The organism is Curtobacterium sp. Curtsp57, from assembly GCF_047324335.1.
Classification (GTDB): domain Bacteria; phylum Actinomycetota; class Actinomycetes; order Actinomycetales; family Microbacteriaceae; genus Curtobacterium.
Window position 1 is genome coordinate 1,817,446 of sequence record NZ_CP168511.1, and the last position, 15,950, is coordinate 1,833,395.

Annotated in this window: 2 protein-coding genes; both read right to left on the reverse strand. The window is 73.5% G+C overall.

The features are described from left to right. Nucleotides 1-4 precede the first annotated feature (4 nt). Nucleotides 5-469: a hypothetical protein gene (locus ACEN9V_RS08575; RefSeq protein ID WP_413602894.1), complete on the reverse strand. Its 465-nt coding sequence runs from the start codon at nucleotides 467-469 to the stop codon at nucleotides 5-7. Next, on the reverse strand, nucleotides 466-15,576 hold the full coding sequence (locus tag ACEN9V_RS08580) for a hypothetical protein (RefSeq protein ID WP_413602895.1): 15,111 nt from the start codon (nucleotides 15,574-15,576) through the stop codon (nucleotides 466-468). Before ACEN9V_RS08580 ends, ACEN9V_RS08575 begins: the two co-directional genes overlap by 4 nt. Between the last annotated feature and the right edge of the window lie 374 nt (nucleotides 15,577-15,950).

A 15,950-nucleotide genomic window follows, 5' to 3' on the forward strand; every position in this document is an offset into this window, starting at 1 on the left:
TGCGTCAGGCGGCGAACCGCTCCACGCGGAGGACGCACGACAGACCGCTCTCGGACGTGTCGATGGTGGTGTCCCAGTCCTTCGAGGCCTTGGCGTCCACGCCGTCGACGTCGACCTCCTTGACGGCCCGGGTGTCCGACGCGCCCTTCAGGAGCGAGACGTAGATGCGGTAGCTCTGCGCACTGTCCTCGGGGTTCTCGGCCGTTCCCTTCACGGACCACGACGACCCGTCACGCTTGCACGAGGTGACCTGGACGTCCTTGACCGCGCCGACGTAGTCGCCGTCGCCGCCTGCCGGGGTCTGCACCTCGGTGATCGCCGGCTGCTCGGTGGCGGACGCCGACGCGGACGCCGAGGCCTTGCCGTCCGGGGCGTCACCGGAGCACCCGGCGAGGCCGAGCCCCAGTGCGGCGACCCCGGCGAGGGCGAGCAGTCGGACGGGGACGGAGCGCGTGGGGCGCAGGGTCATCGGTGTTCCTTCCTGGAGCGGCGGCGGTTCCCGATGACCGCCAGTGCGAGGCCGAGCAGCACCATCAGGGCGGCTGCGGCCAGCGCCGGGGCGGGGTCCGCCCCGGTGAACGCGAGGGCAGGGACCCCCGCAGCGGGACGGGTGGTGATCCGGACGCTGTCGGGCGCGGACACGACCGGGTCGTCACCGGGCAGGGCCCCGGGTGGCGGCGTCCCGATCGCCGTCGCGCTGTTGACAACCGTACCCGCGGCGCCGTCGGACCGTCCGACCGTGTAGGCGGCGGTCGCGGTGACGCGTTCCCCCGGCTCGAGCACGCCGGGCGTCCCGGGCCACTGGCCGTAGACGACGGTGCCGAGCCCGGGAAGCCGGTCGTCGACGTGCACGTCGTGCAGCGTCACGGTGCCGGTGTTCACGAGCGTGAAGCCGTACTGCAGCTGCTGTCCGACGGTGCCGTCGGTGCCCTCGGCGTACTGCACGGTCTTCGTGATCGTCAGGTCGCCGACCGCTCCGGCGTCCCCGACCGGCACCGTGGCACCGGACGGGTCACTCACGACGACGACGCCGGTCGGGCCCGTGCCGGTCGCGGTCGCGGTGTTCACGACCGTGCCGGCGTCGACGTCGGCCTGGGTGACCGTGTACCTCGCGGTACCGGTGGCGGTCTGGCCGATGTCGAGTCGTCCAGGGGTTCCCGGCCACGTCCACGTGACGCCCGAGAGCCCGGCCATCGGGTCGTCGAGCCGGACGCCCGTCAGGGTCGCGTTGCCGTCGTTCGTGACGCGGAACGTGTAGTCCACGGTGTCGCCGACCGCGCCGCTCCCCGACAGGTCGCCGGTCTTCACGAGCGTCAGGTGCGGCGCCGTCGGCAGGCTGATCCCGGCGTTCGACGAGTCGTTCACCGGCACGCCGTCCGGGGCGTACCCGGTGGCCGTCGCGGGCGAGGTCACGAGGCCCGCGTCCACGTCGGCCTGCGTCAGCACGTACGTGGCGTCCGCCGTGACGGACTGCCCGGGCGTCAGCACGCCGCTGGTGCCCGGCCACTGGTAGGTGATCGCGGAGACGCCCGCCTGGGCGTCGCGGACCGAGACGCCGTACAGGGTCTGGTCCCCGCCGTTCGTCACGACGTAGTGGAAGCGCACGGTGTCACCCGCGACGCCGGTGGCCCCGGGTGCGAGCTGTGCGGTCTTCACGATCGTGATGCCCGGCGTGGCGCTCGGCGTCGGCACGGTGGCGGATCCGCCGGCCGAAGCCGAGGTCCCGTCCGGCCCGGTGCCCGTGGCGCGCGCGGTGTTCACGACCCCGCCCGCGTCGACGTCGGCCTGCGTGAGCACCGAGGTCCCGGTGACCCTGACGGTCTGTCCGGGTGCGAGGACACCCGCGCCACCCGGCCAGGTCGTGCCCGTCGTGGCGAACCCGGCGAGGTCGTCCGTGACGGCGACGTCGGTGAGGGTCACCGCGCCGGAGTTCCGCACGTCGATCGTCCACCGGACGGTGCTGCCGGCGGTGCCACTGCCCGCGAGGGTCCCCGACTTCACCACGGACAGCCCCGGGGTCCCGGAGATCGTCGTGGCGCCGTCGTCGGACGCCCGCACGGTGGCCCCGGCGGCGCTCGTGCCCGAGGTCGTCGCCGTGGACGCGATCCGCCCGCGGTCGACGTCCGCCTGCGTCAGCGTGTAGGTCGCCGTCGCCGTCGCGGACTGCCCGGGGCGGAGCACCCCGGACGCGCCCGGCCACTGCACGCTGACCGCGCCGAGCCCCTGCTGGCCGTCGGCGACCGTGACACCGGAGAGCGTCGCCGTGCCGGTGTTCGTGACGGTGAACGTGTACGCCACCCGGTCGCCTGCTCGACCGGCGGCCCCGTCGGCGAGCTGCTGGGTCTTGTCGAGGGTGATCCCGGCGGCGGCAGCGGCGAGTCCGACGGTCGCCGAACCGGAGGCCGTCACCGGCGCACCCGTCGGCGGGTTCGCCGTCGCGGTCGCGGTGTTCAGCACGCTGCCGGCGTCGACGTCGTCCTGGGTCACCGTGTACGCGGCGGTCGCCGTGGCGGCCTCACCCGGTGCGAGCGTGCCGTCGAACGAGTCGGCGAAGCGCAGCGCGCCGAGCCCCGGCAGCGGGTCGGTCGCCGCGACGTCGTGGAGCGTCGTGGTCCCGGTGTTCCGCACGGTGACGGTGTAGTCGACCGTGTCACCGACCGATCCGGTGGCGCCGTCGCGGAGCGCGCCGGACTTGGTCACCGCGAGCGACGGCGATCCGGGCAGCACCACGGTCGCGTCGGCGGTCGCGTCGACGGACGGCCCGGTCGGCGGCGTGCCGGTGGCGGTCGCGGCGCTGCCGAGGGACCCGCGGTCGACGTCCCGCTGGGTGAGCGCGACCGTCGCGGTCGCCGTGACGGTCTGCCCCGGAGCGAGGATCCCGGCGGCACCCGGCCAGTCGTACGACACGGTGCCGACGCGGTCCTGCGCGTCGGTGACCGTGACGCCGTCCAGCGTCGAGGTGCCGGTGTTCGTCACGCGGTACGTGAACGTCACGAGGTCGCCGGCCCGCGGCGCGGTGTCGCCGTCCGGCAGCGCCGCGGTCTTCGTGATGCCGATGCGGGCATCGGCGGGACCGGTCGCCACGGTCGCGGAGGCGTCGGCGGTCGCGGCCTGGCCGTCGGGTGCCGTCGCCGTGACGGTCGCCGGGTTGGCGACGCTGCCTCGGTCGAAGTCGGCCTGCGTGATCGTCGACGTGGCGGTGGCGGTGACGACCTGCCCCGGTGCGAGCACGCCGTCTGCCCCCGGCCACGGCCCGAACGCCACGTCGCCGAGCTGCGCGCGGAGCGCTGCCTGGTCGAGCGTCACGGTGCCGGTGTTCGTCACGGTGAACGTCCACTGCACGGTGTCACCCACGGCGCCGGTCGCGCCCGGTGCCAGGGCGCCCTGCTCGGACAGCGCGATCGCGGGCTGCGGTGCGATGGTCACGACGGCCGAGTCGGTCGCGGTGACGGTCCCGCCGCCGGGTCCGCTCCCGGTCGCGGTCGCACGGGAGGCCTGGCTCCCGGCATCGACGTCGGCCTGCGTGAGCGCGGTGGACGCCACTGCCCGTGCGGACTCCCCTGGTGCCAGGACCCCGGTGCGTCCCGGCCAGTCGACCCTGATGGTCGAGACACCGACGCGGTCGTCGGTCACGGTGACCCCGGAGAGCGTCGCGGTGCCGGTGTTCGTCACGACGTAGCCGAACTCGACGGTGTCGCCGACGGCACCGGTGGAGCCGTCCGCGAGGCGCGCGGTCTTCGTGACGGCGATGCGCTGCTCGGCGGAGCGGAGCACGACGGTGGCGCTGTCGTCCTGCGCGCCGGGGTCCGTGACGCCGTCCGGTGTCGCGGCCGTCGCGGTCGCACGGTTGACCACGCTGCCCGCGTCGACGTCGGTCTGCGTGACGGTCGAGCGTGCGGTGGCGGTGACGGACTGTCCGGGCAGCAGGGTGCCGGCGGTGCCGTTCGGCCACGCGGACACCGTCGGGTCGGAGACGCCTGGCAGGGTGTCCGCGACGTCGACGTCGGTCAGCGTGACCGTACCGGTGTTCGTGACGCGGTAGGTCCAGTCGATCCGGTCGCCGAGGACGCCCCGGGCGCCGTCGGCGAGCGCGCCGCGCTTGTCGATCGTCCACGAGCCGGCGCGGACCGTGTCGACCCCACCCGTCGCGGCGTCGCGCACGACGTCCCCGGCCGGGGTCGTCGCGGTCGTGGTCGCCGTGCTCTCGATCGAACCGCGGTCGACGTCGGCCTGGGTCAGCACGTACGTCGCCGTGGCGGTGACCGACTGCCCGGGTGCGAGCTGTCCGGCGCGTGCCGGCCACGGGCCGAAGGTCACGGTGCCGAGGCGGGCCTGGTCGTCGTCGAGCGTGACGCCGTCGAGGGTCCGGTTGCCGGTGTTCGCGATCGTGAAGGTGAACGTGACGGTGTCGCCGGCCACGCCCGTACCGCTCGTCACCCGCTCGTCCTTGACCAGCGCGATGCCGTCGGCCGGGTCCGCGGTGCGCACCGTGGTGCTGTCCGTGCCCGTGACCGGTGCCCCGGCCGGCGGGTTGCCGGTCGCGGTGGCGGCGTTCACGATGCTGCCGGCGTCGACGTCGGCCTGCGTGACCGTGTACTCCGCCGTCGCCGTCACGGTCTGCGACGGCGCGAGGGTGCCGGCGGTCCCCGGCCAGTCCGCGTCGATCGCGGACAGCCCGGCGAGGCGGTCGGACAGCGTCACGCCGGTGAGCGTGACGGTGCCGGTGTTCGTCGCCGTGAGCGTGTAGCGGACGGTGTCGCCGACGCGGCCGATGCCACCGTCGGTGTACGCGGCGGACTTCGAGAACGCCAGCGCGGCGTCGGGGACGATCACGACGGTCGCGGCGTCGGTGGCGCTGGCGCGGTCACCGGTCGGCGGGTTGCCGGTCGCGGTGACGGTGCTCGTCAGGGAGCCGCGGTCCACCTCGGCCTGCGTCAGCACGTGCGAGGCGGTCGCCGTCACGGTCTGCCCCGGTGCGAGGCGTCCGGCGGTGCCCGGCCAGGTGCCGTAGGCGATCGCGGAGACGTCGTCCTGGTCGTCCGCCGTCGTCACCCCGGTGAGGGTGACGTTGCCGGAGTTCGTGATCGTGTACCGGTACTCGACCCGGTCACCCGCGGCACCGGTGGCACCGTCCGCGAGGGTCGCCGACTTCACGACGCCGATCCGCGGGCCGGACGCTGCGGTCTGCACCGTCGCGGTGTCGGAGTCGTCCACGACGGAGCCGTCCGGCGCGGTGCCGGAGACGGTCGCGGAGTTCGTGACGGACCCGGCATCGACGTCGGACTGTGCGATCGTCGACGCCGCGGTCGCCGTGACGGTCTGCCCCGGCGCCAGGACACCGGTCGCGCCGGGCCAGGTGCCGACGGTCGGGTCGGAGATCCCGGCGAGGCCGTCCGCGACGGAGACGCCCGTCAGCGTGACGTTGCCCGTGTTGGCGATGGTGAAGGTCCAGCGGATGCCCTCGCCGGCAGCGCCGGTGGCACCAGGCGCGAGCCGGCCCGCCTTGGTGACCCGGAGCCCTGGAGCCGCCACGAGGTCGACGCCGGCGGTGTCGGTGGCGCGCACCGAGCCTCCCGTCGGGGCGGACCCGGTGGCGGTGGCGGCACTCGCGACGCGACCGGCGTCGATGTCCGCCTGGGTGAGGGCGTAGGTCGTCGTCGCGGTGACGGACTCACCGGGGGCGAGGCGACCGGAGGCACCGGGCCAGGCGCCGTAGGCGACGGTGCCGACACCCTGCTGCTCGTCGGCGACCCTGATGCCGGTGAGGGTCTGGTTGCCGGTGTTCGTGATGGTGTAGCCGAGGCGCACGGTGTCGCCGACCGCCGGCGTCCCGGTGCCGGTGCGCTCCTCGGTCTTGGTGAGTGCGATCGCCGGTGCGCCGTCGGACGTGCGGATCGTGGCGCTGTCGGACGCGGTGACGTCGTCGCCGCGGGCCGGCGTCGCGGTGACCGTCGCACGGTTCACGACGGAGCCGGCGTCGACGTCCGACTGGGTCACGGTGTACGTGGCCTTCGCGGTCAGCGTCTGCCCGGGCGCGAGTGTGCCGTCGCCGTTCGGACCGTCGGCGACCGTGACCGGGCCGAGGCCGGCGAGCTCGTCGGCGACCCGGCTCGCGGTCAGCGTGACCTGTCCGGTGTTCGTGATCGTGAACGTGTAGCCCACGACGTCACCGACCCGGCCCGTGCCGCCACCGAGGTACGCCGCCTGCTTCTGGACCGAGACGTCCGCCGGGGCCGTCAGCGCGACGCTGCCACGGGCGGTGTCGGACACGGTGGTGCCACGAGGGGCGGTCCCCGTGGTCTCGGCGGTGCTGGCGACGGAACCGCGGTCGACGTCCGCCTGCGTCAGCGTGACGGTCGCCGTCGCGGTGACGGACTGCCCAGGAGCGAGGGTCCCGACCGCGGACGGCCAGCTGCCGAACGCGATGTCGGACAGCCCGGGCTGCGCGTCGGTCAGCGTGACACCGGACAGTGTCGCCGTGCCGGTGTTCGTGACCGTGAAGCCGAGCCGGACGGTGTCGCCCGCGACGCCGGCAGCCCCGTCGGCGAGCCGCTCGGTCTTGTCGATCCGGATCCCCGGCGCTGCTGCGGCGAGCGGCACGGTGGCCGCGTCGCTCGCGGTGACGGTGTCGCCTGCTGGCGTCGTGCCGGACGCGGTGGCGTCGTTCGCGACGCTCCCCGCGTCGACGTCGGCCTGCGTGACCCGGTAGGTCGCGGTGCCGGTGACGACCTGTCCCGGTGCGAGTCGGCCGGTCGTGGACGGCCAGTCGGCGATCGTCACGGCGGACAGCCCGTTCAGGACGTCGTCGATGCCGACGCCCGTGAGCGTGACGTTGCCGGTGTTCTCGACGCGGAAGCCGTACCGGACGGTGTCGCCGACGGCGCCGGTCGCCCCGGCGAGGGTCGCGGTCTTGTCGACGGTGATCGACCCGCGCGGTGCGACGATCGCGCTGCCGTCGTCGGAGGCGGACACGGCGGCACCCCGCGGCGGGGTGCCCGTCGTGATCGCCGTGCTCGAGACCGAGCCGCGGTCGATGTCGGCCTGCGTGAGCGTGTACGTGGCGTGGGCGACGACGGACTGCCCGGGGGCGAGTCGCCCGGTCGTGGACGGCCAGGCGTCGAAGCGGACGCCGGAGGCGCCCTGCTGCGAGTCGCTGACCCCGACGCCGGTGAGGGTCACGTCGCCGGTGTTCGTCACGGTGAAGGTCATGTCGACGGAGTCGCCGGCCGCCCCGGTGGCACCGGCGGTCAGTCGCTCGTCCTTGACGATGCGGATGCCGGGGGCGCCGCTCGTCGTCACGACGGTCCGGGTGCCGCTGCCGGACACGCTGGTGCCGGCGGGCGTGGACGCGGTCGTCGTGGCCGTGTTCGCGATCGAGCCGGCGTCGACGTCGTCCTGCGTGACCGTGCGGTCCGCGATGACGACGACGGCCTGCCCGGGTGCGAGCGTGCCCGCGGTGGCGTTCGGCCACGTGGTGGTCGGGGTGCCGAGCCCGGCGATCGGGTCGGCGACGGCGACGTCGGTGAGCGTCGTCTGTCCGGTGTTCGTCGCGGTCACGGTGTACCGGACGACGTCGCCGACCTGCACGGCGCGGATGTCGCCGCCGCCGACCGTCACCGCGGTCTTCCTCGTGGCGACCGAGCTCGACGGGTCGAGCACGACCCGACCGTCGGACGTGGCGCTCACCGGCGCACCGGTGCGGCGGTCGGTCGCGGTCGTCGTCGCGGCGCTCGAGAGCGACACGTGGTCGTCGGTGTCCGCCGCCCCGCGGTCGACGTCGGCCTGCGTGAGCCGGTACGTCGCCGTCGCCGTGACGGACTGCCCCGGCGCGAGCGTTCCGGTGGTGCCGGACGGCCACGCACCGAACGCGACACCGGACAGGCCCTGCTGCTCGTCGGTCAGGCCGACACCGGTCAGGGTGGTCTTCCCGGTGTTCGTGACGGTGTAGCCGAACCGCACGACGTCCCCGGCGACACCGGCTGACCCGTCGGTCAGCGCCTCGGTCTTGTCGAGCGTGATCGTCGGCGCCGGTGCGTCGGTCGCGGTGGTCGACGCTGCGGTCTTCGTGATCGCGGCTCCGGTCGGCGGGCTGGCGACCGCGTTCGCGGTGTTCACGACGCTGCCGGCGTCGACGTCCGCCTGGCTGACCGTGTACGTCGCGGTCGCCGTCGCCTGCTGCCCGGGGAGGACCGTTCCGGGCTTCGACGGGTCCGGCCAGGTGTACGACAGGACACCGACGCCCTGCAGCTGGTCGGTCATCTGGAGCAGGTCGAGCGTCGTGTTGCCGGTGTTCGCGGCGGTCAGCGTGAAGCGGAGCTCGTCGCCCGCGCCGGCACCGCTGCCCGTCGGGACGCCCGTCTTGCTGAAGGAGAACGTGTTGACCTGCGTGATCGGCACCGTGCGGTAGCTCGTCGCCGTCACCGCTGCGCCGCTCGCTGGCGTGCCCGTGGTGGTCGCGGGGCTCGAGACGAAGCCGGCGTCGATGTCCGCCTGGGTCAGCGTGTGCACGGCGGTCGCGGTGACGGTCTGCCCGGGCGTCAGGCGTCCGGCTGTGCCGGAGGGCCAGGTCCCGACCGTGATGCCGTCGCCGTTCGCGCCGGCGTCCCGGATCGTCACGCCGGTCAGCGTGAAGTCGCCGGTGTTCGTCACGGTGTAGCCGAGGTCCACCGGGTCGCCGGGCTTCGGCGTGCCGGTACCGGGGACCGTCGCGGTCTTGACGATGCCGATCGCCGCCGTGTTGTCGGCGTCGGTCGCGATCGTGACGGTGGCGTCGCCGAACGTGGTGGTGCCCGTCGGCGTGGTGCCGCTGATCGTCGCCGCGTTCATGATCGAGCCGGCGTCGACGTCGGCCTGGGTGACGGTGTACCGGGCGACGGCGCGGACGCGCTCCCCCGGGGCGAGCGACCCGGCGGAGCCGCCGGACCACTCGACGTTCGTCAGGGTCGACGTGCCGGTGACCGGGGTCGCCGAGGCGAGGCCGACGAGCTGGTCGCGGAGCGCGATCCCGTCGAGCGTGACCGTGCCGGTGTTCGTCGCGAGGAACGAGAAGACGACGGTGTCGCCGACCTTCCCGCTCTGCACGGCGCCGTCCGCGCCGACGTCGTAGCGTGCGGTCTTCGTCAGGGACACGGCCGGGGTCGGGGTGATCGTGACCCCGGCGCTCGCGGTCGCGGTGACCCGGGTGCCGGCGGGGGTCGTGCCGAAGGCCGTCGCGACGGAGCTGATGCCGCCCGCGTCGACGTCGGACTGGCTCAGCGTGTAGCTGGCCGTGGCCGTGGCGCTCCGGCCGGGAGCGAGCGTGATCGTGGTGTCGCCGTCGGCGAAGACGACGCTCGAGATGCCGCGCTGGGCGTCCTGCACACCGACGATGGTCAGCGTGACGTTGCCCGAGTTCGTGATGCGGTAGCGCATGTCGACCTGGTCGCCGGCGACGGCGGCGCGGGTGGTCGAGCCGTCCGCGGCGAAGGTCTCGGCCTTCGTGACGGTCAGGCCGGGGGCGGCGTCGTTCGTCGTCACGGTGGCCGACGCCGTCGCGGTGACGGTCGCGGGGTCGACACCCGTGGGGGCGGTCCCGGTGACGGACGACGAGTCGACGAGGGATCCGGCATCGACGTCGTCCTGCGTGATGGTGGAGGTGGTCGTCGCGGTGACGGACTGTCCTGGGGCAAGCGTGTTCGGCGCGTTCGGCCATGCATAGGTGACGGTGCCGCCGAGGGCGTGCACGATCTCCGGCACGGACAGGGTCACGGTGCCGGTGTTCGTCGCGCGGTAGATCCAGGTCACGACGGACCCGACGCCGCCGGTGCCGCTCGTGACGGTGCCGCTCTCGGTGAGAGCGACCGCGGGCGAGCGGTTGGTGCTGACGGAGCCGGTGTCCGTGTCACGGACGGTCGTGCCGCCCGGCGAGACACCCGTCGTCGTCGCCGTGCTCGAGATCGTGCCGGCGTCGACGTCCGCCTGGGTCAGCGCGTAGGTCGCGGTGACGGTGACCGACTGCCCGGGGGCGAGCCGTCCTGCGGTGCCGGAGGGCCATGCGCCGTAGGTGAACGCGGAGATCCCGGACTGCGCGTCGGTGAGGCTGATGTTCGTCAGGGTCTGGTTGCCGGAGTTCGTGATCGTGTAGCCGAGCCGCACGGTGTCACCCGCGACACCGGTGGCGGTCGTGCCGAGCCGCTCGGTCTTGGCCAGGGCGATCGCGGGCGCCCCACCGGCCGGCGTCACGGTCGTCGAACCGGTGCCGCGCACGGCGGAGCCGCCCGGCGTCGTGCCCGTCGTGGTCGCGGTGTTGACGATGCTGCCGGCGTCGATGTCCGCCTGGGTGATCGTGTACGTCGCGGTACCGCGGACGGTCTGTCCCGGCGCGAGCGTGCCGGAGGTGCCGGAGGGCCACGTGCCGTACGAGATCGTCGAGAGTCCGGACAGCGGGTCGCTCACGCCGACGCCGGTCAGGGTCGTGGTACCGGTGTTCGACACGTCGAAGCGGTACGTCACGGTGTCGCCGACCCGGCCGGTCCCGCCGACGACGGCGCTCTTCGCGACCGCGATGCCGGGCGCCGCGGTGATCGCCGCCGATGCCGATGCCGGAGTGGTCACGGCGGTGCCGGAGGGCGTCGTCGCCGAGGCCGTCGCCCGGTTCGCGACGGTGCCCGCGTCGACGTCCGCCTGCGTCAGCGTGTACGACGCGGTCGCGGTGGCCGACTGTCCCGGCGCGAGGCGACCAGCGGTGCCCGGCCAGGAGTACGTCATCGCGCCGAGCCCGGCGTGCGGGTCGGTGATCGCGACGTTCGTGAGCGTCTGGTTGCCCGAGTTGGTCACCCGGAACGTGTAGACGAGGGTGTCACCGGCCCGGCCGGTGTAGCCGCTGCCCGTCGCCACGCTCTTCGTGAAGCCGAGCGCCGGCGAACCCGCGAGCGGGATCGTGCCGGAGCCCTGCGCCGTCGCGGTCGTCGTGCCGGACGGACCGGACCCGGACGCGGACGCGGTGTTCGTCACCGAGCCGGCGTCGATGTCCGCCTGGGTCACCGTGCCGGACGCCGTCGCCGTCGCGGACTGCCCCGGTGCGAGGGTCCCCGCGGTCCCCGGCCAGGTGTAGGTCAACGAGGAGAGCCCGGCGAGCGAGTCCGTCGCGGCGACGGACGTCAGCGTGGTGTTGCCGGTGTTCGTGATGCGGAGCGTCCAGTCGGCGCGGTCGCCGGCGGTCTCGGTCGAGCCCGCGGCGAGCGAGCCGGTCTTCGTGACGGTGATCGACGCCGTGCGGTCGATCGACACGCTGGCCGCGGTGGCCTGGGACACGACGGTGTTCGACGGGGTCGTGCCGGCGATCGTCGCGGTGTTCCGGACGGTGCCCGCGTCGACCTGCGCCTGCGTCAGCGTGGACGTGGCGGTCGCGGTGACGGTCTGCCCCGGAGCGAGGCGCCCGGTGGCCCCCGGCCACGAGGACGTGATCGCGGAGAGCCCCGCGAGCTGGTCGGCGATCGTGACGCCGGTGAGGGTCACGTTGCCGGTGTTCCGCGCGGTGAAGGTCCAGCTCACGGTCGACCCGGCCGCTGCACCCGACGGTGCCGTGCCCGTCTTCGTGAAGGACAGTGCACCCGACGCCGGCACGACGAGCGTCGAGGGGGACGACGCGGTGACGGCCGTGCCCGCGGGCGAACGACCCGTCGACTGGGCGGTGTTCACCACGCTGCCCGCGTCGACGTCCGCCTGGGTCAGCGTGTACGTCGCGGTCGCGGTGACGGACTGCCCCGGTGCGAGCGTGCCCGCGGTCCCGGAGGGCCACGTGCCGTACGCGATCGTGGAGACGCCGGCGAGCGCGTCGGACACGGTGACGCCGGTCAGCGTTTGGTTGCCGGTGTTCCGCGCCGTGAACGTGTAGTCCACGGTGTCACCGGCCTTGCCCGTCGCACCGGCGGCGAGCGCCCCGGTCTTCGAGACGGCGATCCCGGGCGCCGCCGGCACCGTGGTGCGGGCCGATGCGGAGTTGGTCGCGGTGCTGCCGTCGGGCGCGGTCCCGGTCGCGGTGGCCGTGTTCGTCACGACCCCGGCGTCGACGTCCTTCTGGGTCAGCTTGTAGGTCGCCGTCGCCGTGGCGGACTGCCCGGGGGTCAGGCGGCCGGAGGTGCCGGGCCACGAGTAGGTCAGCGAGGACAGCCCGGCCAGCGGGTCGCTGACGGCGACCCCGGTCAGGGTCTGGTTGCCCGAGTTCCGGACGGTGAACGTGTAGTTCACGGTGTCCCCGACGGCACCCGTCGAGCCCGAGGCGAGCGCCCCGGACTTCGCGACCGCGATGCCGGGTGCACGGGTCACGGAGACCGCGGCGGAGCCCGTCGACGACGCCGGGGAGCCGGTGCCGTCGGCGCGGGTGTTCCCGGAGGCCGTCGCGGTGTTCACGACGCTGCCGGCGTCGACGTCCGCCTGGGTCAGCTTGTACGTCGCCGTCGCGGTCACCGTCTGGTTCGGGGCGAGCTGGCCGCTGGTCCCCGGCCACGTGTACGTCAGCGCCGAGATGCCGGAGAGCCCGTCCGCGATCGCGACCCCGTACAGCGTGGTGTTGCCGGTGTTCGTCGCGCTGAACTGCCAGTTCACGGTGTCACCGACCCCGCCGGTCGCACCGGACGCGAGCGAACCGGTCTTCGTGACGGCGATCTTCTGCGCCGCGGCCACGTTGACCGTCTTCGTGGTCTGGCCGCTCGTCACGGCCGTGCCCGACGGGTTCGTGCCGTTCGCGGTCGCGGTGTTCGTGATCGATCCGGCGTCGACCTGCGCCTGCGTCAGCGTCGACGTCGCGGTCGCGGTGACGGACTGCCCCGGTGCGAGCTTGCCCGTGGTCCCGGACGCCCAGGTGCCGTAGGAGATCGCGGACAGCCCGGCCAGCGGGTCGGCGATCGCGACGCCGGTGAGGGTGCGGTTGCCGCCGTTGGTCACCCGGAACGTCCAGTTCACGGTGTCCCCGGCGCGGCCGGTCGCGCCGGACGCCAGGCTCCCGTCCTTGACGATGGTCAGACTGGAGGCATCGGTCACCCGGACCGTCGCCGTCGCGTCCGTCGCGGTGACGGTCCCACCCGTGGCGGCCGTCGCGGACGCACCAGCGGTGTTCACGACGCTGCCGGCGTCGACGTCGGTCTGCGTGAGCGCGTACGTCGCGGTCCCGGTCACGGACTGCCCGGGGGCGAGCGTGCCGCTCGTGCCCGACGGCCAGGTGCCGAACGTGATCGCCGACACCCCGGCGAGTCGGTCGGTGATGCTCGCCGACGTGACGGTCTGGTTGCCCGAGTTGGTCAGCGTGAACGACCAGGTCACGCCGTCGCCGGCCTTGCCGGTCGAGCCGGCGGCGATCGCCCCGGTCTTGGCGAGCGTCAGCGCGTTCGCGGCGGGGATCGCGACGGTCGCCGTCGCGGTCGGTGCGGTGACGGTGCTGCCGGTGGCGCTCCGTCCGGCGGCGGTGGCCGTGTTCGTCAGCGAGCCGGCATCGACCTGCGCCTGGGTCAGCGTCGAGGTCGCGGTGGCCGTGACGGACTGACCCGGCCCGAGCCTCCCGGCCGTCCCCTGCGGCCACGTGCCGTACGCGATGGACGAGACGCCGGCGAGCTGGTCGGTGATCGTCGCACCGGTGATCGTCTGGGCACCGGAGTTCGTCAGACGGAACGACCAGTTCACGGTGTCGCCGACCTTGCCGGTCGCTCCGGATGCCAGCGCACCGGACTTCGTCAGGGTGAGCGCGTTCGCGGCGCCGAGCGGCTGCGTGCGCGACGCGGTCGCGGTGGGCTTGGGGCCGCCGTCCGGGTCGGTGCCCGTGACGGTGGCGGTGTTCGTGACGGTGCCGGCGTCGACGTCGTTCTGCGTCAGCGTGTACGTGCCGGTCGCGGTGACGGACTGCCCGGCGGCGAGCGATCCGGCCGTGCCGGACGGCCAGGAGCCGTAGGTCAGCGCGGAGAGCCCGGCGAGCGGGTCCGTGATCGCGACGCCGGACAGCGGGCCGGTGCCGGTGTTCGTCGCGGTGAAGGTGTAGTTCACGGTGTCGCCGGCCTTGCCGGTCGCACCGTTCGCCAGGGCGGACGACTTCGTCAAGCCCAGGGCGGAGAGGTACGTGTTCGTGGAGGCGGTGTCGGTCACGGACACCGTGGTGTCGCTCGCGACCTGGGCGGTCGCGGTCACCGAGCTCGTGGTGGAAGCGGCCGTGGGCGGCGGACCGGTGCACTGGACCGTGGCCGTCGCGCCCGACGCCAACGGACCGGCGATGGTGGACGACGGTGTGCACGTCTCGGTGTCCGGGAACGTCAGGCGGATGTTCGACAGGGCGACCGACCCGTTGTTCGTCACCGTGATCGTGTAGGCCGTGTTCTCCGAGGCGATGCGGTACTGGTCGTTGGTCGAGCCGTCGAGGGTCTTCGACACGCTGAGCGCCGCCGTCGGCACGGACAGCACGGCGTTCTGCAGCAGGTAGGAGTCTCCGCTCGTCCCGACCGTCAGGGTCATCGACGTGTCGCCCTTGTTGACACCGGAGAGCGTCTGGGTGTGCACGTCGACGCTCTGGTTCGTGAACGCGCTGGTGTCGCTCGTCTGCGTGTACCTGGCCGAGCCGTCCGCCTGCCCGACACCGATGTTGCCGCTCGCGCCCTTGGTGTTCAGGACCTCGGTCGCGGTGCCGCCCTGCGGGGTGTACCGCATGTAGTCGCCGGTGATGCCGCGGTCGCCCTCGTAGAGCGTGTACCCGAACTTCACCCCGGACTGCAGCGCCGAGAAGCCGGTGAAGTTCACGGTCAGCGGGCTGTCCGACGCGGCCTCGCGGACGTGGCCCTGGTAGTAGATGACCTTGTGCGGGGCGCTCGCGGCGTTCCCGGGGATGTACTTGCCGTAGTCGTACACGACCGTCAGGGACCAACCCGCGTAGCACCCGGCGCCGACCGCGGCCCAGATGTTCCCGGCGCTGACGTTCAGCGCGGAACCGGTCGTCGCGTTCGCGAAGGCGCTCGTCACGTCGGCGCTCGCCGAGTAGTACAACGCGCTCGCCTGGCTCGTCGGGTCCTCGAGGAGGGCGTCGGGCGCAACCGTCCGGATCGCGCCGGTGCCGACCTTGAGCTGCACGCCCTGCGTCCGGTACCCGTTCGCGGCGTCCGGTCGCGTGGCGTACCACTGCGAGCCGTTCGCGGAGTTCCCCGAGCAGGTCACGTTGCCAGAGCCGGTGAACACGCCCGTGTTCGCGCTCCAGTCGAGGTACGCCTTCGTCACGGTGGCACCGGACGGGATCGTCACGCTGCCGGTCGAGGAGTTCGTGGTGAACCCGGACACCGTGTTCGAGTTCACCATCTTGAAGTAGTCGTTGTACGACGTCGTGACGCCCGTGCCCGGGTTGTTCGCGTGCAGGTCGGTGCAGCTGCCGCTCGTGCTCGTCGCGGTGAGCGCGGTACCCGAGCACGCCAGGACGCCGTTGCCCGTCATGGTGAAGTCGCCGTTGACGGTCGCCTGGTAGTTCGGTGACTGATCGGCCCCGCTCCCCCACTGCACCACGGCCGCCTGCGCCACACCGGTGGTGCCGAGGGCGACGCCGGTGGTCGGGATGAGCACGGCGAGGGCCAACGCGATCCCGCGGAACCACCGAGGACGCGCGACGGATTCCGACCGATGCCGAGGGGAACGGGGCGCGAGCAGCACGTGTGTGACCTTCCGGACACGACGAGGAGACCCCCTCGTGTGGTCGGGTCCACGCGTGCAGGTCAGTTTGATCAGGAATTGCCGACCGCCTCAATGGCCAGCACTTCTGATCTTGGGGTGCGGAAAGGTCGAGGACCCCTCGTTCGGGGGTTTTTCACCCCGCCGTTCACCCTGTTCGGGGGACAGGTGTCGCCCGTCGCGTCCCGGTGGCGGGGAGGGCTGCGGGTGCCGCTCGTGCCGCACGTGCCGCTCGTGCCGGACGTGCCGCACGTGCCGGACGTGCGGACGTGCCGCACGTG